Consider the following 17,732-nt stretch of genomic DNA (forward strand, 5'->3'; position numbering starts at 1 on the left):
CCCCCCCCCCCCGCGCCGCCCCCCCGGGCGGCGCCCGGCGCCTTGGTCCCACCTTTCGAGGCGGGCGGGGCGGCGCCCGCGCCCCCCAAAACCCCCAGGCCGGGGGCCGGTTTCCCGGCTGCCGCGCCCACGCCGGAGGGCTCCCCCGAGACGGCTGACGGCGCTGCCGCCGTGCCGGGCACGCGGTCCCCGGACGGTCCGGTGACCGGGTTCTCCGGCTCCGATGAGGGCCCTCGGCCGGGTGGTGCGCCGGAGCCCGGCGGTCCGGGCGCGCCGCTGGCCGCCGCCGATGGTGCGGGGGCGTCTCCCGACGTGGCGGGCGGCGGCGCCGCCGTGCCCGGCACGCGGTTGCCGGGGGCCGACTCCGCGCGCCGGGACGACACGGAGGCCGCGCGCCGGGACGACACGGAGGCCGCGCGCCGGGACGACACGGAGGCCGCGAGCCGGGGCGATACGGAGGCCGCGAGCCGGGGCGATACGGAGGCCGCGAGCCGGGGCGATACGGGTGCCGCGAGCGCGTCCGCGGGGCCCGGCGCGGACCGGCCCGTGGTGCCGGGTGCGTGGCCGGAGGCGTCCGGGGGCGAGGGCCGCGATGCCCGTACGGCGTCTGACGGCGCCCCAGCCGCTTCGGCGCCCGGTGTCACGGTCGCCGCCGCCGGTGGGGCGTCCGCGGCGGCCGTTTCCGCGCGGGTGCCGCAGCCCGCCGGGGGAGAGGCGGCCGTACCGGGTGTCGGACCCGGGGGCGAGCCGGACGGGAAGGCCGCGGCCGTCGAAGCGTTGCCGCGGGTGGCGGATCTGGTGGCCGGGCCGGCCGCGCTGCTGCCCGCCGTAAGGCGGTTGCTCGACGGCATGGTGGTGGTCGAGGGCTTGGAGGAGGCCGAGGAACTCCTCACGCGGCGGCCGGAGTTGACGGCCGTGACCGCCGAGGGCGATCTGCTCGGGGCGCACTTCGCACAGGGCGGGTCCGCCGGGGCGCCCACGCTGCTGGAGGTGCAGGCGTCCGTCGACGAGGCCGCGGCGGAGCTCGAGCGGCTCGCCGTGCGGTGCGAGGAGCTGGCCGGGGCGCAGCGCGCGGCGCAGGAGCGGCGGGCCGAGTGCCTGGCGCTCGTGGAGGAGCTCGCGGGCCGCCGGAGCGCGGCGGACCGGGAGAAGTCGCGGGTCGCGCAGTCGCTGGGCCGGTTGGCCGGGCAGGCGCGCGGGGCCGCCGGGGAGGCCGAGCGGAGCACCGCGGCGGTCGCCAGGGCCGAGGAGGCGTTGGAGCGGGCGACCGGGGAGGCCGAGGAGCTCGCCGAGCGGCTGGCCGTGGCGGAGGAGGAGCCGGGTGAGGAGGAGCCCGACACCTCCGTACGCGACCGGCTGGCGGCCGACGGCGCCAACGCCCGGCAGACCGAGATGGAGGCGCGGCTCCAGGTCCGTACGCATGAGGAGCGCGTCAAGGGGCTCGCGGGGCGGGCCGACGCGCTCGACCGGGGCGCGCGCGCCGAGCGCGAGGCCCGGGCGCGCGCCGAGGAACGGCGCGCCCGGCTGCGCCACGAGGCCGAGGTGGCATCGGCCGTGGCCTCCGGCGCCCGCCAGCTGCTGGCGCATGTCGAGGTGTCGTTGGTACGGGCCGAGCAGGAGCGGGACGCCGCGGAGCGCGCCAAGGCCGAGCGCGAGCGGGAGCTGGTCGCCGCCCGTGGCCAGGGGCGTGATCTCAAGAGCGAGCTGGACAAGCTGACCGACTCGGTGCACCGGGGCGAGGTGCTGGGTGCCGAGAAGCGGATGCGGATCGAGCAGCTGGAGACCAAGGCGCTGGAGGAGCTGGGCGTCGAACCGGCCGGGCTGATCGCCGAATACGGCCCCGACCAGCTCGTCCCGCCGTCCCTTCCTGCGGAAGGGGAGGTGCTGCCGGAGACTGCATCCGATAGCGGCTCCGCCGCGGGGGAGCATCCGCGCAACCAGCCGGTGCGTTACGTCAGAGCGCAGCAGGAGAAGCGGCTGAAGGCCGCGGAGCGCGCGTACCAGCAGCTCGGCAAGGTCAATCCGCTGGCGCTCGAGGAGTTCGCGGCGCTGGAGGAGCGGCATCAGTTCCTGAGCGAACAGCTGGAGGACCTCAAGAAGACCCGGGCGGATCTCCTCCAGGTGGTCAAGGAGGTCGACGAGCGGGTCGAGCAGGTCTTCACGGAGGCGTACCGGGACACCGCGCGCGAGTTCGAGGGCGTCTTCTCGCGGCTGTTCCCGGGCGGGGAGGGGCGGCTGGTGCTGACCGACCCCGAGAACATGCTGACCACGGGCGTGGATGTGGAGGCCCGGCCGCCGGGCAAGAAGGTCAAGCGGCTGTCGCTGCTCTCGGGCGGTGAGCGCTCGCTGACCGCCGTGGCCCTGCTGGTGTCGATCTTCAAGGCGCGGCCGAGCCCGTTCTATGTGATGGACGAGGTCGAGGCGGCGCTCGACGACACCAATCTGCAGCGGCTGATCCGGATCATGCAGGAGCTCCAGGAGGCTTCCCAGCTGATCGTGATCACCCACCAGAAGCGGACCATGGAGGTCGCCGACGCGTTGTACGGCGTCTCCATGCAGGGTGACGGCGTCTCGAAGGTCATCAGCCAGCGCCTGCGGTGACCGATTCAATACTTGAAGTCAAGCCTTGCCCCCGCGTGTCGGCATGCTGGAGCGATTTCTTCGTCACACCCTATTGACTTCGAAACTTGAAGGAATAGTCTCTGCAACGTTGCTTTTACCTTCAAGTGGTGGTCGACGCCTCAGCCTCCGCTGGAAGGGTCAGCCGTCCCCCCACGTCCGGCGCCGTTGCCGGGCGGGCGTCAGGAGTTCACGTTGTCCACCACCGTGCAGGCACAGGGAGCCGAGGGCCGCAAGGCCCAGCCGGATCACCTCGGCCACGTCATCTTCATCACCGCAGCCGCCGCGATGGGCGGCTTTCTCTTCGGCTACGACAGCTCGGTGATCAACGGAGCGGTCGAAGCCATCCGCGGCAAGTACGACATCGGTTCCGCGGCCCTCGCCCAGGTCGTGGCCATCGCCCTGATCGGCTCGGCCATCGGCGCCGCCACCGCGGGCCGGATAGCCGACCGGATCGGCCGGATCCGCGTCATGCAGATCGCCGCCGCCCTCTTCACGATCAGCGCGGTCGGCTCGGCGCTGCCCTTCTCGCTGTGGGACCTGGCCTTCTGGCGGGTGCTCGGCGGCGTCGGCATCGGCATGGCCTCGGTGATCGGCCCGGCCTACATCGCCGAGGTCGCCCCGCCCGCCTACCGCGGCCGGCTCGCCTCCTTCCAGCAGGCCGCGATCGTCGTCGGCATCGCCATCTCCCAGCTCGTCAACTGGGGCATCCTCAACATGGCCGACGGCGACCAGCGCGGGCAGATCGCCGGCCTGGAGGCATGGCAGTGGATGCTCGGCGTCATGGTCATCCCCGCCGTCCTCTACGGGCTGCTGTCCTTCGCCATCCCCGAGTCGCCCCGCTTCCTGATCTCCGTCGGCCGCACCGCCCAAGCCAAGCAGGTCCTGGCGGAGGTCGAGGGCAAGACCGTGGACCTCGATGTGCGGGTCGCCGAGATCGACCGGGCCATGCGCGGTGAGGAGAAGTCGACCTTCAAGGACCTCCTCGGCGGCCGGTTCGGTCTGCTGCCCATCGTGTGGATCGGCGTCGGGCTCTCGGTCTTCCAGCAGCTCGTCGGCATCAACGTGGCGTTCTACTACTCCTCGACGCTGTGGCAGTCCGTCGGTGTCGACCCGAGCAGCTCGTTCTTCTACTCCTTCACCACGTCAATCATCAACATCCTCGGCACCGTGATCGCGATGATCTTCGTCGACCGGGTCGGCCGCAAGCCGCTCGCGCTCATCGGCTCCGTGGGCATGGCCGTCTCCCTCTCCCTGGTGGCCTGGGCCTTCTCGGCGCACCTGGTGGACGGCAAGCTGCCGCACGCGGAGGGTGTCCTGGCGCTGATCGCGGCCCACTCCTTCGTGCTCTTCTTCGCCCTCTCGTGGGGCGTGGTGGTCTGGGTCCTGCTCGGCGAGATGTTCCCGAACAAGATCCGCGCCGCCGCCCTCGGTGTCGCCGCCTCCGCCCAGTGGATCGCCAACTGGGCCATCACCGCCAGCTTCCCGAGCCTGTCGGACTGGAACCTGTCGGGTACGTACATCATGTACACGGCCTTCGCCCTGCTCTCGATCCCGTTCATCCTCAAGTGGGTGCCGGAGACCAAGGGCAAGGCGTTGGAGGAGATGGGCTAAATCCCCCCGCCGCCCACTCCTCGCACAGGAGAACTGCCCCGCCTCAGTCCTTGAGGCGGGGCAGCACTCGTTCCGCCAACAGCCGCAGGGACCGCCAGCCCTCCTCGACCGGCATCCCACCGCACAGCGGATGGAGCACCAGACTCGCCATCTCGCCGCCCTCCTCCGCCAGCGCCACGCACTCCTCCGGGGTGACGATGCGGTAGACGCCCTCACGGCGCAGCGCCGCCACGTCCTCGGCCCGTGAACGCACCGCCGAGCGCACCGTGCCCTGCTGCCAGGAGGCGTACCTGCGCGCCTCGTACAGCAGATGGGCGCCGTACTCCTCCCAGGCCCGGTCCGGGTCCTCGGACAGATGCAGCAGCGGGGTGGCCGCCGGGGGCATCAGACACCAGCCCTCGGTGCCGTACTCCTCCCGCCGCGCGTGGTAGTACGCCTCCAGCTCCGGCAGATGCGCGCTCGGGAAGAACGGCAGGCCGAGGCGGGCCGCGCGGCGGGCCGCCGCCTGGGAACTGCCGCCGATCAGCAGCGGCGGATGCGGCCGGGTGTACGGACGCGGGGTGATCCGGACGGTGCGGCCCCGGTGCTCGAAGGGCTCGCCCGTCCAGGCCGCGAGCAGCGTCTCCAGCACCTCGTCCTGCAGCGCGCCGCGCCGCTTCCAGTCCGTGCCCAGGGTCGCGTACTCCTCCGGCCGGTAGCCGATCCCCGCCACCGTGATCAGCCGCCCGCCACTGGCCAGATCCAGCACGGCGAGGTCCTCGGCGAGCCGCAGCGGGTCGTACAGCGGCGCGATCAGCGCCGAGACGGTGACGGTGATCCGGCGGGTGGCGCCCAGCAGCGTGCCCGCGAAGGCCAGCGGGGCGGGCAGCCAGTTGTCGGGGGACCCGTGGTGCTCCTCGGTCTGGAGGGTGGAGACGCCCCGCTCATCGGCGAAGGCCGCCATCTCCAGCGCGGCGCGGTACCGCTCGGACAGGCCGCGCGGGGTCGCGTCGGGATCGACGAGGTTGAGGCGTACGACCGTGACGGGCATGCGGATGTCCTCCTTCGTCATGGAACGCGGCAGCCGGACCGTAGCTGACGGACCGTCAAATAACCACCGTCATGGCCCATTCGGCCCACCGCACGGGCACGGCCGGGGCGGATGACTCATGTGCCTGGGACGCGGGGCGGCCGATGGTGAGGGTCGGCCCGCCCCATGGGCCACAGCCCGCACACACCAACTGAGGAGGGGCGCGTGACGATCAGCACGGGGGAAACGCTCATCACCGCGGCCGACATCGACGATCTCATCACCCGGGTCCGGCAGACCGCCGGCGACCCCGGACCCCTGGAAACCGCCAAGGCCCTGCTCTTCTCCGGCGACACCACCCGCACCGGCCCCGACCCCGAGGCGGCGCGGCTCATCCGGCAGCGGCTGCTGGTGACCGCCCTCCGCCACGGGGGCGCGCTGCTGGCCAAGCTGCTCAGCCGGCTCAGCCCCCGCGAGACCGCCATGGTGCGCCGCTACGCCCACCGGCTCGCGAACTTCCTCGACACGCTGGAGGTCTGGGCGGCACAGCCCATCATGCTCGCCCTGATGCGCTTCGGACTGCCTTACGGAGAGGCGGAGACGATCGCGGTGGCCGTACTACTGCTCGTGGGGTGAGCACCGGAGACCGGCGCCGCCGATGGAAACGGGGGTGCTAGGAGGTCACCGGTTCGGGTGGGCCGGGGCATCCGCGCACTTCACGGCCGCGGTGGCGGGTAGTGCTCGGGCGAGACACAAGGAGAACGACCATGCGCCCTACCCGAATCCGCACGGCGATCGCCCTCGGCCTGAGCGCCGGGGCCGTCATGTGGACCGCGGCCGCCTCCCCCGCCACCGCCTCCTCCCATGCCGCCACGTCCGCCGACACCGACTGGTGGGAGGCGGGGCACTACGACACCACCGCGGCCTGCAAGCGCGCGGGCAAGGCCGGTGTCGAACGGCACAAGTGGGCCGAGTACAAGTGCCGCCCCGGCCGCAACGACAACTACGTCACGCTGTGGGTCAGAGGCGGCGGCTCCGGCGCCGCGCGCGCCCGGACCACCGGGCCGGCCGCCGGTTGAGATGCGACAGGCCGCACTGCCGAAGGACCGCGCCGTGTGCGCCGCGGGCGGGGTATCGGCACTGATCGTGGTGGTCCTGGCCGGCTGGGTGGCCGGGCTGCTGCGGGTCAACGACGAGTGGCTCGCGCTCGTCTACCCCGACCCCCGGGGCGCCACCGTGCTGACCAGGGTCGCCGTGGGCGTCCCGGTGCTGGGCGTCGGCGTGCTGCTGCTCGCCGAGCGCTCGGCCCGGCGCTACGGCGGCGTCCTGCTGGTGGCCGGCGGCCTGTGGCTGCTGCCCTCGGCCGCCGCCGGACTGCTGGGCCTGGCCGACCTGGGCACCACGGGCGCCGTGCTGTCCCTGCTGCTCGCCGCCGCCAAGATGGCCTGCCGCCCGCTGACCGTACTGCTGCTGCCGCTGTGGCTGTTCCCCCGGGGCGGGCGCCGGCGGTGGCAGTGGTGGGTGATCAGCCTGGGCGCGTCCGGCTACTGGCTGGGGTACGCGGGGCTGTGGCTGATCAGCGAGCCCCGGGTGGGCTCCGTGGCCAACCCGGCGTTCTCCACCGCGAGCGGCCAGTGGGCCTTCGACCACCTCGACGCCTACGCCGAGGCCGAACCCTGGGTGCTGCGCAGCGTCGCCGCGGCCGTGACCGCCGCCCTGTGCTGCCGCGCCGCCCTCTCACGCGGTGCCGAGCGGCGCGACTGGGCGCTGCTGGCCGCCGCCTACCCCGCCTGCGTCTCGCTCCTGCTGTCCCAGTGGGGCGAGGGCGTGCCCACGATCGTGGCCCGTACGGTCGGCAGCGCCGTATGGGCCGCCGCGATATGCCTCGGCGTCGCCCGCACCGGCATATGGCGGCTGGACCGCTCCACCAGCCACCGCCTCGCCCGCGCCTTCGTGCTCACCTCGCTGGCCGCCGTGGTGGTCTGCGCGGTCGTCGCCGTCCAGGCCGGACTCCCCTCCGTACGCAGCGGGGCCACCACCATCACCGCCGGCTGCGCCCTGGTGCTGGGCTGGGGACTGCGGCCCAGCGCCCGCAAGCTCACCCTCTGCGTCGAGCGCGCCTTCTACGGGCCCCGGGCCCGCCCGCACGAGGCCGTGAGCGCCCTCGCCGTACGGCTCCAACAGGCCCCGCACCCCGGCGAGGTGCCCCAGCAGATCTGCCGCAGCGCCGTGGAGGACCTCGGCGTCTCGGGCGCCGCCGTCAGCGTCGACACCCGGGCCGGGCCCCGGCGGCTGGCCTCCGCGGGGGCCCCGCTGACCGGCGCGGTCCAGACGTTCCTGCTGCGCCACCACGGCCGCACCGTCGGCCGGTTGGAGGTCTCCCGCGACGGCTCCGGCACCCCGGCCGAACGCGACAGCGGACTGCTCTCCCTCCTCGCCGACCAGGCCGCCCCCGCGCTCGCCGCGCTGCGCCTGGCCGAGGAGGCCCAGGCCGCCCGCGAGCGCCTGGTGCTCGCCCGCGAACAGGAGCGCCGCCGGCTGCGCCGGGAGATCCACGACGGACTCGGCCCCCAACTGGCCGCCGTAAGGCTGCGCCTGGACATCGCCCAGACCTCCTGCCCGCCCGGCCACCCCGCCACCCCGCAGCTGTGCGAGGCCGCCGAGACGCTCGCCGAAGCCCTGGTCGAGGTGCGGCGGATCACCGCGGGCCTGGCCCCGGCCGCGCTGGCCGAGCGCGGGCTGGCCGGTGCGGTCCGCGACCTGGCGCACCGGCTGGGCGTCGACGGCCTGCGGGTCAGCGTGGCCAGCCGCCCCGCCGCGCTGCCCCCGCTGTCGCCCGGGGTGGAGACGGCCGCGTACCGGATCGCGGCGGAGTCGCTGACCAACGCCGTACGGCACGCCCGGGCACGCCAGGTGAGCGTCGAGCTGACCGCGGGCCCGGACACCCTCGAGGTCAAGGTCACCGACGACGGCAGCGGCCTGCGCGAGACCGCGGTGCCCGGCGTCGGCCTCGCCTCGGTCACCGAACGGGCCGAGGAGATCGGCGGCTCCTGCTCGGTGACCGGATCGGCGACCGGCACGGTGGTCCACGCGGTACTGCCCCTCGCGGGCCCGGGCGAACACGGCAACCCGGAGGAGCACCGGAAGCCGACCGGGCACGAGGCCTGCCGGGCCCTCCTCAAGACCAGTAGATCGATGAGCCGGGCGCCGTAAGGCTTTTGCGCGCTGAGGTCTTCCGGCAGGGGGCACCTCCCAGCGGTAGCTGGGGGAGACTGAGGCGCCCCGGAAGCGAACCGAGCCTAAAAAGAAAGGCGAGCGAGGCGTGCAGTGGAGGGTGTTGCTGGTGGACGATCATCCCCTCTTTCGGGAGGGGCTGGCCGCCGCCGTCAATCTCGACGACGCGTTCACGGTCGTCGGCCAGGCGGCCTGCGCCGACGGGGCGATGGCCGAGGCCGTGCGCACCGGCCCGGATCTGGTGATGATGGATCTCGCGCTGCCGGGCCGGTCCGGGCTGGAGGCGACCCGGCGGATCCTGTGCGATCACCCCGAGATCCGGGTGCTGGTCATGACGATGTCGGAGGACGACGACAGTCTGCTGGCCGCCCTGCGCGCCGGGGCCCGTGGCTATCTCCTCAAGGGCGCGGGCCGGGACGAGATCCTGCGGGCCCTGCACACCGTGGCGCGCGGCGGCGCGGTCTTCAGCCCGCGGATGGCCGAGCGGCTCGGGGTGCTGGTCGGCGCGTCGGGCTCGGCGTCCGCGAAGGAGGCGTTCCCGACGCTGACCGCCCGGGAGCTGGAGGTGCTGGATCTGCTCGCGGCCGGGCTCGGCTATCGCCAGATCGCCCAGCGGCTGGTGGTGACGGACAAGACGGTGCGCAACCACGTCGGATCGATCTTCGCCAAGCTTCAGGTGCGGGACCGTGCCCAGGCGATTGTGCGCGCCCGGCAGGCCGGGCTGGGAGGCGAATGACTCGCTCCCCCTCGTGGCTGATACTGGGGGGCGTTATGGAATACCTCATCCTTGCCGTAGTCATCGCTGTGGTCGCGGTCGCCGCGATCAGCGGGCTCGTGATCAGCGGCCGCAAGAAGAAGCGGCTGCCCCCGCCCCCGCCGAGCAGCCCCACCGTCACCGCGCCGCCCGCCGAACCGCACGTCGGCGAGGAGGCCGAAACCCCGCGTGAGGAACCACGCAGAACCATCGAGGAGGTGGATCTTCCGGGCGCCGAGGCCCAGGCCGCGACCGCGGAAGCGCCCGCGCCCGAGGTCCCGCCGATCGAGGTCCCGGAGCCTTCGGCCGGCCGGCTGGTCCGGCTGCGCGCCCGGCTGTCCCGTTCCCAGAACACTCTGGGCAAGGGGCTGCTGACGCTGCTGTCCCGGGAACACCTCGACGACGAGACCTGGGAGGAGGTCGAGGACACGCTGCTGACCGCGGACGTCGGTGTGGCGCCGACGCAGGAGCTGGTCGAGCGGTTGCGGGAGCGTGTGAAGGTGCTCGGCACCCGTACGCCCGACGAGCTGCGCGGTCTGCTGCGCGAGGAGCTGCTGCACCTCATCGGCACCGAGGCCGACCGTTCGGTGCACACCGAGAGCGGTGTGGGCGCGAACGGTGAGGAGAAGCCGGGCGTCGTCATGGTCGTCGGCGTCAATGGCACCGGTAAGACGACCACGACCGGCAAGCTGGCCCGGGTGCTCGTGGCCGACGGCAAGTCGGTGGTGCTCGGCGCGGCCGACACCTTCCGCGCGGCTGCCGCCGATCAGCTGCAGACCTGGGGCGAGCGGGTCGGTGCCCGTACGGTCCGGGGTCCGGAGGCCGGCGATCCGGCGTCGGTCGCCTTCGACGCGGTGAAGGAGGGCATCGCCGAGAGCGCGGATGTCGTCCTGATCGACACCGCCGGGCGGCTGCACACCAAGACCGGTCTGATGGACGAGCTGGGCAAGGTCAAGCGGGTCGTGGAGAAGCACGGCGCGGTGGACGAGGTGCTGCTGGTCCTGGACGCCACGACCGGGCAGAACGGCTTGGTGCAGGCGCGGGTGTTCGCGGAGGTGGTGGACATCACCGGCATCGTGCTGACCAAGCTGGACGGCACGGCCAAGGGCGGCATCGTGGTGGCGGTCCAGCGTGAGCTGAACGTCCCGGTCAAGCTGGTGGGGCTGGGCGAGGGCGCGGACGATCTCGCGCCGTTCGAGCCGGAGGCGTTCGTCGACGCGCTGATCGGCGGCTGAGGCCGGTGATGGGGGGATTACCCGTATCGCGCCGGACGGGCCGGGGTTGAACTCCCGGCCCGTCCGGCGTTCGCACGTAAGGGACGAGCCGCCTTCAGCCCCCGGCCCGATGACTCAAATAGGCCAGGGTCCCCAGGACCAGCCGGGCGTGCGGCGGGCGGCCCGCGGTGTCGAGGGTCGGCGGGCGCAGCCAGCGGACCGGTCCGAGGCCGCCGAGGTCCGAGGGCGGGGCGGTGATGTGGTCGCCCGCGCCCAGGCAGCGCAGATCGAGGTCGGCGTCGTCCCACCCCATGCGGTACAGCAGCTCGGGAAGTTCGGCGGCGGCGCCGGGGGCGACGAAGAACTGGGCGCGCCCGTGCGGGGTGGCCGCCACCGGGCCGAGGGGCAGCCCCATCCGCTCCAGCCGGACCAGCGCGTGTCCGCCCGCGTACTCCGAGACCTCCAGGACGTCGAACGAGCGGCCCGCGGGCAGCAGTACGGCCGCCCCGGGGACCCGCTCCCACGCGGCCGCGGCGGCGTCCAGCGTGGCGCCCGCCGGGACGCCGGGGGCGAAGGCGAGCGGATGCGCCCCGGGGGAGGGACAGTCCCGGTCACCGCATGAACATTCGTTTCTGCCGCCGCCCGAGCCCCGTGCCGCCCGCGCGCCCGGCACCACGTCCCAGCCCCACAGACCGGTGTACTCCGCCACCGTCGTGGACTCGGACGTACGGCCGCGGCGCCGTGAGCCGGACCGCATGTCCCGGATGCCGCCGATCGTGAAGCCCATGCCCCCTCCAACGGGTCCCGCTCTCGATGGTTACGAGCCGGAGCGTCACGATGACGCTCCGTCGCCGATGAGGTGCGGTGGTGTGCGCTCCGATGTGACGGAGGTGGTGAGACGCGACCCGTGCGCCCCCACGTGCACCCCTTCACCTGTTCCCGTCGCCTCGGTGTCAAGTGAATCGTGGGAAACGGCAACCGGGTTCATTCGAAGGGGTGGCGAATGGTGGCGTTTTCGGGAACCGCCTCGCCGGAGGCGTGATCGTAGGATTACTTTCAGTGCACAGTCCCTGGAAACGGCGCTCGCTCGAATGCGAGCTGACGACGGGCGGAGTACGGATCGGTACATGCCACTGGCATGAGGCGGTTCCCCGTCTGGACGGTTGATGCGCCGCATCCCGGGGACAACTGACCGTGACAGAAGGCATTCTGGTGGCGGTTCGGGAAGATTCGTGGGATGGGGGCGTTCCGGGTGGGCGACGGCGGCGGCGGTGCTGGGAAGCGCCCCAATGCGCAATTGGGGTCGTGGTTCGTGCGCAGCGGCTGGTCGAAGGGGGAGCTGGCGCGCCAAGTCAACCGGAGAGCGCGGCAGTTAGGTGCCCACCACATCAGCACGGACACCTCGCGGGTGCGCCGCTGGCTGGACGGCGAGCAGCCCCGCGAGCCGATTCCGCAGATCCTCTCCGAGCTGTTCTCCGAGCGCTTCGGCTGTGTGGTCGGCATCGAGGACCTCGGGCTGCGCGCCGTCCACCGGTCACCGTCCGTGTCCGGGGTGGACCTTCCCTGGGCCGGGCCCGAAACCGTCGCGCTGATCGGCGAGTTCTCCCGCAGCGATCTGATGCTGGCCCGCCGCGGCTTCCTCGGCACCTCGCTCTCGCTGTCCGCGGGCCCCGCCCTCATCGAGCCCATGCAGCGCTGGCTGGTGCCCTCGACGAGCGGACAGTCCGGCGGCGCCCGGGCGGCCGACGGCGGTCGCGCGCGCCGGGTCTCCCGGCTCTCCGTGCCCGAGCTGGAGCTGCTGGAGTCCACCATCGTGATGTTCCGCGCCTGGGACGCCCAGTGCGGGGGCGGGCTGCGCCGCAAGGCGGTGGTCGGCCAGTTGCACGAGGTCACCGACCTGCTCCAGGAGCCGCATCCGGACGCGGTCTCCCGGCGGCTGTTCAAGGTCGCGGGCGAGCTCGCCCAGCTGGCCGGGTGGATGAGCTACGACATCGGGCTCCAGCCCACCGCGCAGAAGTACTTCGTGCTCGCCCTCCACGCCGCCAAGGAGTCCGGCGACCGCCCCCTCGGTTCATATGTCCTCTCCAGCATGAGCCGGCAGATGATCCACGTCGGGCGGCCCGACGACGCGCTGGAGCTGATCCACCTCGCGCAGTACGGCAGCCGGGAGAACGCCACGCCGCGCACCCAGGCCATGCTGTATGCGATGGAGGCCCGCGCCTACGCCAATATGGGCCAGCCCAGCAAGTGCCACCGCGCCGTGAAGATGGCGGAGGACACCTTCGCCGAATCCGCCGGGGGCGACGGCGACCCGGACTGGATCCGCTTCTTCTCCGAAGCCGAGCTCAACGCGGAGAACGCCCACTCCTACCGCGACCTCGCCTATGTGGCCGGCCGCAGCCCCACCTACGCCAAGATGGCCGACCCGGTGATGCGCAAGGCCGTGCAGCTCTTCGGCCAGGAGACCGAGAACCAGTCCGGCCCCCAGCGTTCGTATGCGCTCAACCTGATCGGCATGGCCACTGTTCACCTTCTCCAGAAGCAGCCCGAGCAGGCCGCCGCGGTCGCCCGCGAGGCGCTGCCGCTCGCCAAGCGGGTGCGCTCGGAGCGGGTCAACAACCGGCTGCGCAAGACCGTGGACACGGCGGTGCGCCAGTTCGGCGACGTGCCGGAGGTCACCGATCTCAGTGAGCGGCTGGCCACCCTCATGCCCGACACCCCCGAGACGACCGGCCCCGGCCAGGCCGTCTGAGCGGCTCCGGTGATGATCGCGACACCGTAACGGAGGGCTCCGGCCCGCCCACCGCGGTTCACCGCCACGTAACACTCCCGCGTCCTTCGTCACTGCGGTGAAACATCGAGGGGCATCGGCTGAAACGGCGCTGCGCCAACCTCGAGGCGAATACCGGCCCACCGATGTCCTGCCCGCACGGGCCGTCGCTTCGAGGAGACGTCCACATTGAATGGCGCAAATACAGCGTTCGTCTTGATCAGCGCCGCGCTCGTGATGCTGATGACCCCCGGCCTGGCCTTGTTCTACGGCGGCATGGTGCGGGTGAAGAGCGTCCTGAACATGCTGATGATGTCCTTCATCTCGCTCGGCGTCGTCTCGCTGCTGTGGGTGCTGTTCGGCTACTCGCTCACCTTCGGCGATGACGTCGGCGGCGGGTTGCTGGGCAATCTCGACCACATCGGATTCAAGGGCATCGACCCGACCTCGCTGTGGGGCGAGAAGCCGGACGCGATCCCGGTCCTGGCCTTCGCGCTCTTCCAGCTGATGTTCGCGGTGATCACCCCCGCGCTGATCAGCGGAGCCGTCGCCGACCGCGTCAAGTTCGGCGCCTGGGCGCTCTTCATCACCCTGTGGGCCACGGTCGTCTACTTCCCGGTCGCGCACTGGGTCTGGCAAGCCGACGGCTGGCTGTTCAAGAAGGAGGTCATCGACTTCGCGGGCGGCACGGCGGTGCACATCAACGCGGGCGCCGCGGGCCTCGCCGTGGCCCTGGTGCTCGGCAAGCGCATCGGCTTCAAGAAGGACCCGATGCGCCCGCACAACCTGCCGCTGGTGATGCTCGGCTCCGGTCTGCTGTGGTTCGGCTGGTTCGGCTTCAACGCCGGTTCCGCCCTCGCCGCCAACGGGACCGCCGCCAACATGGCCTTCAACACCCAGATCGCCACCGGCGTCGCCATGCTCGGCTGGCTCGCCTACGAGCGCATCCGGCACGGCGCGTTCACCACCCTGGGCGCCGCCTCCGGCGCGGTCGCGGGCCTGGTCGCCATCACCCCCTCCGGCGCGGCGGTCAACGCCTGGGGCGCCATCGTGATCGGCCTGGTGGCCGGAGTCGTCTGCTCCTGGGCCGTCAGCCTCAAGTACAAGCTGGGCTACGACGACTCGCTCGACGTGGTCGGGGTGCACCTGGTCGGCGGCCTCATCGGCACCCTCCTGGTCGGCGTCCTGGCCACCGACGGCGTCGGCGGCATGACCCAGCTGGGCAAGCAGGCCCTCGGCGCCTTCACGGTGCTGCTCTACTCCTTCGCCGTCTCCTGGATCCTGGCCAAGCTCATCCACGTCACCATCGGCTTGCGGGCCAGTGAGGACGATGAGCTCGGCGGCGTCGACCAGGCGTTCCACGCCGAGACCGCCTACGACTTCAGCGCGGTGGGCGGGTCCCCCCGTAGTACGGTGCCCGCCGCGGGCCAGGCCGGCGCGTCCGCGCCGCAGAAGCCGCACGACAAGAAGGTGGACGCGTGAAGCTCATCACCGCAGTAGTGAAGCCGCACCGGCTCGACGAGATCAAGGAAGCGCTGCAGGCGTTCGGCGTCCAGGGGCTGACCGTCACCGAGGCCAGCGGCTACGGCCGTCAGCGCGGCCACACCGAGGTCTACCGGGGCGCGGAGTACACCGTCGACCTGGTGCCCAAGGTGCGCATAGAGGTGCTGGTCGAGGACGAGGACGCCGATGACCTCGTCGACGTCGTGGTCAAGGCCGCCCGCACCGGAAAGATCGGGGACGGCAAGGTCTGGAGCGTCCCCGTCGAGACCGCGGTCCGCGTCCGCACCGGGGAGCGCGGCCCGGACGCCCTCTGACCCCTCCGGACCACCAGTGGCACGCGGACAGGGAGCCGAGTTGACGGACAGCCTCGAGACCACGACCCACACCACCGACTCGGGGCCCGGCGGCTACGCGGCGGCGCGGCTGCGACTCCTCCAGGAGGAGTCGCGGTCCGGGGCACCGCGCCGCACCGCCCTGGCCGAACTCACCGACCAGTGGCTGGCCGCCCTGCTCACCGGCGGCGCGGAGACCGCCGGGATCGCCCGGGGCGTCGCCCTGGTGGCCGTCGGCGGCTACGGACGCGGCGAACTCTCCCCGCGCAGCGACCTCGATGTGCTGCTGCTGCACGACGGCTCCGCCGACCGTTCGGCCCTCGCCACACTCGCCGACCACATCTGGTACCCCGTCTGGGACATGGGCCTCGCCCTCGACCACTCCGTGCGCACCCCCGACGAGGCCCGCGGGACCGCCGCCGAGGATCTGAAGGTCCAGCTCGGCCTGCTCGACGCCCGCCACATCGCGGGCGACGCCGCGCTCACCGCCGATCTGCGCACCACCGTCCTCGGCGACTGGCGGGCCCAGGCCCCGCGGCGGCTGCCCGAGCTCCACGAGCTGTGCCAGGAGCGCGCCGAGCGCCACGGAGAGCTGCAGTTCCTCCTCGAACCCGATCTGAAGGAGGCCCGCGGCGGGCTCCGCGACGCCACCGCGCTGCGCGCCATCGCCGCCTCCTGGCTCGCCGACGCCCCCCGCGAGGGCCTCGACGACGCGCGGCGGCGGCTGCTGGACGCCCGCGACGTGCTCCACTTGTCAACCGGCCGCGCCACCGAGCGCCTCGCCCTCCAGGAGCAGGACCAGGTCGCGGGCGCCCTCGGACTGCTGGACGCCGACGCCCTGCTGCGCCAGATCTACGAATCCGCCCGGATCATCTCCTACGCCTCCGATGTCACCTGGCGCGAGGTCGAACGGGTGCTGCGCGCCCGCTCGGCCGCCCGGCCGCGGCTACGTGCCCTCCTGGGCGGCCGCGGCGGGCGCGGGGGCGCCGGAAGCGGCGTGGACGCGGGGGAGCGCAGCCCGCTCGCCGAGGGCGTGGTGGAGCAGGACGGCGAGGTGGTGCTGGCCCGCGCCGCGCGCCCCGACCGTGACCCGGTGCTCCCCCTGCGGGCCGCCGCGGCCGCCGCCCAGGCCGGACTACCGCTGTCCCTGCACGCCGTACGGCGGCTGACCGCCGCCGCCCGGCCGCTGCCCGTGCCGTGGCCGCCCGAGGCCAGGGAACAGCTGATCACGCTGCTGGGCGCGGGCGAGTCCACCGTCGGAGTGTGGGAGGCCCTCGAGGTCGAGGGGCTGATCACCCGGCTGCTGCCGGACTGGGAGCGGGTGCGCTGCCGACCGCAGCGCAACCCCGTCCACCGCTGGACCGTGGACCGGCACCTGGTCGAGACCGCGGTCCGGGCCAGCGCCCTCAGCCGCCGGGTCGGCCGCCCCGATCTGCTGCTGGTCGCCGCACTGCTGCACGACATCGGCAAGGGCTGGCCCGGAGACCACTCGGTGGCCGGGGAGACCATCGCCCGCGATGTCGCCGCCCGCATCGGCTTCGACCGCGCGGACGTCGCGGTCCTCGCCACCCTCGTACGCCACCATCTGCTGCTCGTCGAGACCGCCACCCGCCGCGACCTGGACGACCCGGCCACGGTGCGCTCGGTCGCCGAGGCCGTCGGCAGCGCCACCACTCTGGAACTGCTGCACGCCCTCACTGAGGCCGACGCCCTCGCCACCGGCCCCGCGGCCTGGAGCGCCTGGCGCGGCTCCCTCGTCGCCGACCTGGTCAAACGGGTCTCGGCGGTGCTCGCGGGCGAACCGGCGGACGACCTGTCCACCCCGCAGCACACCACGGCCGAACAGGAACGCCTCGCGGTCGAGGCATGGCGCACCGGCGGCCCGGTGTTGGCCCTGCACGCACGCTCCGAGGCGCTGCCGCCCGGCGAAACGGGCCTCCTTACGGACGTCACCGAAGGGCCGCCGGAGGAGGGGCCCACCGGCCCCGAGCCGATCGGCGTGGAACTTCTCATCGCCGTCCCCGACCAGCCCGGCGTCCTCGCCATGGCGGCCGGCGTCCTCGCCCTGCACCGCCTTACGGTGCGCGCGGCGGACCTGCGCGCCGTCGAACTGCCGACCGAGCTGGACGCGGCGGGCGCGGTGGGCGGGGTGCTGCTGCTGAGCTGGCGGGTGGCGGCCGAGTACGGTTCGCTGCCCCAGGCCGCCCGGCTCCGGAACGACCTGCTCCGCGCCCTGGACGGCTCGCTCGACATCGTCGCCCGCCTGGCCGAGCGCGAGGCCGCCTACCGCAAGTACCCCCGCCGCAGCGGGGTGCACGCCCCACCACCCCGGGTCACGGTCGCCCCCGGCAGCTCCCAGCTCGCCACCGTGATCGAGGTCCGCGCCCAGGACGCCCCCGGCCTGCTGCACCGCATCGGCCGCGCACTGGAACACGCCGGCGTCGCGGTCCGCAGCGCCCACGTCTCCACCCTCGGCGCCAACGCGGTGGACGCGTTCTATGTCACAGACGACTCCGGCGCCCCCCTGAAACCCATGCACGCGGCCGAGGTGGCCCAGCAAGTCGAGCGCGCGCTGACCGGCTCACCCGGCGATTGAGGGCATGATTGAGCTCCTCCGGGGCTTGAGAGCGGCATCCCAGCCTCTCCGGCGTTTGAGGAGCGGAGCCAGGGAGGGGCTGAGCCT

Annotated in this window: 13 protein-coding genes; 11 read left to right on the forward strand and 2 right to left on the reverse strand. The window is 73.1% G+C overall.

Translation table 11 applies throughout. From position 1 onward, the window contains the following. The first annotated feature begins 171 nt into the window (after window positions 1–171). Window positions 172–2,601, forward strand: a complete 2,430-nt coding sequence (locus tag ACFXB5_RS45265) for an AAA family ATPase (RefSeq protein WP_385219751.1) — start codon at window positions 172–174, stop codon at window positions 2,599–2,601. Between the two features lie 213 nt (window positions 2,602–2,814). After that, window positions 2,815–4,233 (forward strand): sugar porter family MFS transporter, encoded by a 1,419-nt coding sequence (locus ACFXB5_RS45270; protein WP_385219753.1) that lies wholly within the window; start codon window positions 2,815–2,817, stop codon window positions 4,231–4,233. Between the two features lie 43 nt (window positions 4,234–4,276). Here ACFXB5_RS45270 and ACFXB5_RS45275 read toward each other — a convergent pair whose 3' ends face one another. After that, complete coding sequence (locus tag ACFXB5_RS45275; RefSeq protein WP_385219755.1) at window positions 4,277–5,263, reverse strand: LLM class flavin-dependent oxidoreductase; 987 nt, start codon at window positions 5,261–5,263, stop codon at window positions 4,277–4,279. A gap of 204 nt (window positions 5,264–5,467) precedes the next feature. Here ACFXB5_RS45275 and ACFXB5_RS45280 point away from each other — a divergent pair, with 204 nt between their 5' ends. The 5 genes from ACFXB5_RS45280 (at window position 5,468) to ftsY (ending at window position 10,465) form a co-directional block, all read left to right on the forward strand. Continuing rightward, complete coding sequence (locus ACFXB5_RS45280) at window positions 5,468–5,878, forward strand: hypothetical protein (protein ID WP_385219756.1); 411 nt, start codon at window positions 5,468–5,470, stop codon at window positions 5,876–5,878. Window positions 5,879–6,009: 131 nt separating this feature from the next. Beyond that, window positions 6,010–6,321 (forward strand): hypothetical protein, encoded by a 312-nt coding sequence (locus tag ACFXB5_RS45285; protein ID WP_385219757.1) that lies wholly within the window; start codon window positions 6,010–6,012, stop codon window positions 6,319–6,321. Window position 6,322: 1 nt separating this feature from the next. Continuing rightward, entirely contained in the window at window positions 6,323–8,455 is a 2,133-nt protein-coding gene (locus ACFXB5_RS45290) for a sensor histidine kinase (RefSeq protein WP_385219758.1), read from the forward strand. Between the two features lie 130 nt (window positions 8,456–8,585). Continuing rightward, on the forward strand, window positions 8,586–9,212 hold the full coding sequence (locus ACFXB5_RS45295) for a response regulator (RefSeq protein ID WP_385219759.1): 627 nt from the start codon (window positions 8,586–8,588) through the stop codon (window positions 9,210–9,212). Between the two features lie 35 nt (window positions 9,213–9,247). Next, a complete protein-coding gene (gene ftsY, locus ACFXB5_RS45300) occupies window positions 9,248–10,465 on the forward strand; it encodes a signal recognition particle-docking protein FtsY (RefSeq protein ID WP_385219761.1) in 1,218 nt (405 codons plus the stop codon). Between the two features lie 94 nt (window positions 10,466–10,559). On the opposite strand, the gene ACFXB5_RS45305 is transcribed toward ftsY, so the two are convergent. Then, on the reverse strand, window positions 10,560–11,231 hold the full coding sequence (locus tag ACFXB5_RS45305; RefSeq protein ID WP_385219762.1) for a bifunctional DNA primase/polymerase: 672 nt from the start codon (window positions 11,229–11,231) through the stop codon (window positions 10,560–10,562). Between the two features lie 450 nt (window positions 11,232–11,681). Here ACFXB5_RS45305 and ACFXB5_RS45310 point away from each other — a divergent pair, with 450 nt between their 5' ends. The 4 genes from ACFXB5_RS45310 to ACFXB5_RS45325 all read left to right on the forward strand — a co-directional run bounded on the left by ACFXB5_RS45310 (window position 11,682) and on the right by ACFXB5_RS45325 (window position 17,645). Then, entirely contained in the window at window positions 11,682–13,196 is a 1,515-nt protein-coding gene (locus ACFXB5_RS45310) for a hypothetical protein (protein WP_385219764.1), read from the forward strand. Between the two features lie 207 nt (window positions 13,197–13,403). Further along, window positions 13,404–14,696 (forward strand): ammonium transporter, encoded by a 1,293-nt coding sequence (locus ACFXB5_RS45315; RefSeq protein WP_385219766.1) that lies wholly within the window; start codon window positions 13,404–13,406, stop codon window positions 14,694–14,696. Continuing rightward, window positions 14,693–15,031 (forward strand): P-II family nitrogen regulator, encoded by a 339-nt coding sequence (locus ACFXB5_RS45320; protein ID WP_014055184.1) that lies wholly within the window; start codon window positions 14,693–14,695, stop codon window positions 15,029–15,031. Before ACFXB5_RS45315 ends, ACFXB5_RS45320 begins: the two co-directional genes overlap by 4 nt. 40 nt (window positions 15,032–15,071) lie before the next feature. Then, on the forward strand, window positions 15,072–17,645 hold the full coding sequence (locus tag ACFXB5_RS45325) for a [protein-PII] uridylyltransferase (protein ID WP_385219767.1): 2,574 nt from the start codon (window positions 15,072–15,074) through the stop codon (window positions 17,643–17,645). Window positions 17,646–17,732 lie beyond the last annotated feature (87 nt).

The organism is Streptomyces sp. NPDC059455 (assembly GCF_042750115.1).
Lineage (GTDB): Bacteria > Actinomycetota > Actinomycetes > Streptomycetales > Streptomycetaceae > Streptomyces > Streptomyces endocoffeicus.

Excerpts from the sequence above, each read along its gene's own strand:
- ACFXB5_RS45305 (WP_385219762.1), bottom strand. The coding sequence starts at position 11,231 with ATGGGCTTCACGATCGGCGGCATCCGGGACATGCGGTCCGGCTCACGG.
- ACFXB5_RS45285 (WP_385219757.1), top strand. The coding sequence starts at position 6,010 with ATGCGCCCTACCCGAATCCGCACGGCGATCGCCCTCGGCCTGAGCGCC.
- ftsY (WP_385219761.1), top strand. The coding sequence starts at position 9,248 with ATGGAATACCTCATCCTTGCCGTAGTCATCGCTGTGGTCGCGGTCGCC.
- ACFXB5_RS45290 (WP_385219758.1), top strand. The coding sequence starts at position 6,323 with ATGCGACAGGCCGCACTGCCGAAGGACCGCGCCGTGTGCGCCGCGGGC.
- ACFXB5_RS45310 (WP_385219764.1), top strand. The coding sequence starts at position 11,682 with ATGGGGGCGTTCCGGGTGGGCGACGGCGGCGGCGGTGCTGGGAAGCGC.
- ACFXB5_RS45275 (WP_385219755.1), bottom strand. The coding sequence starts at position 5,263 with ATGCCCGTCACGGTCGTACGCCTCAACCTCGTCGATCCCGACGCGACC.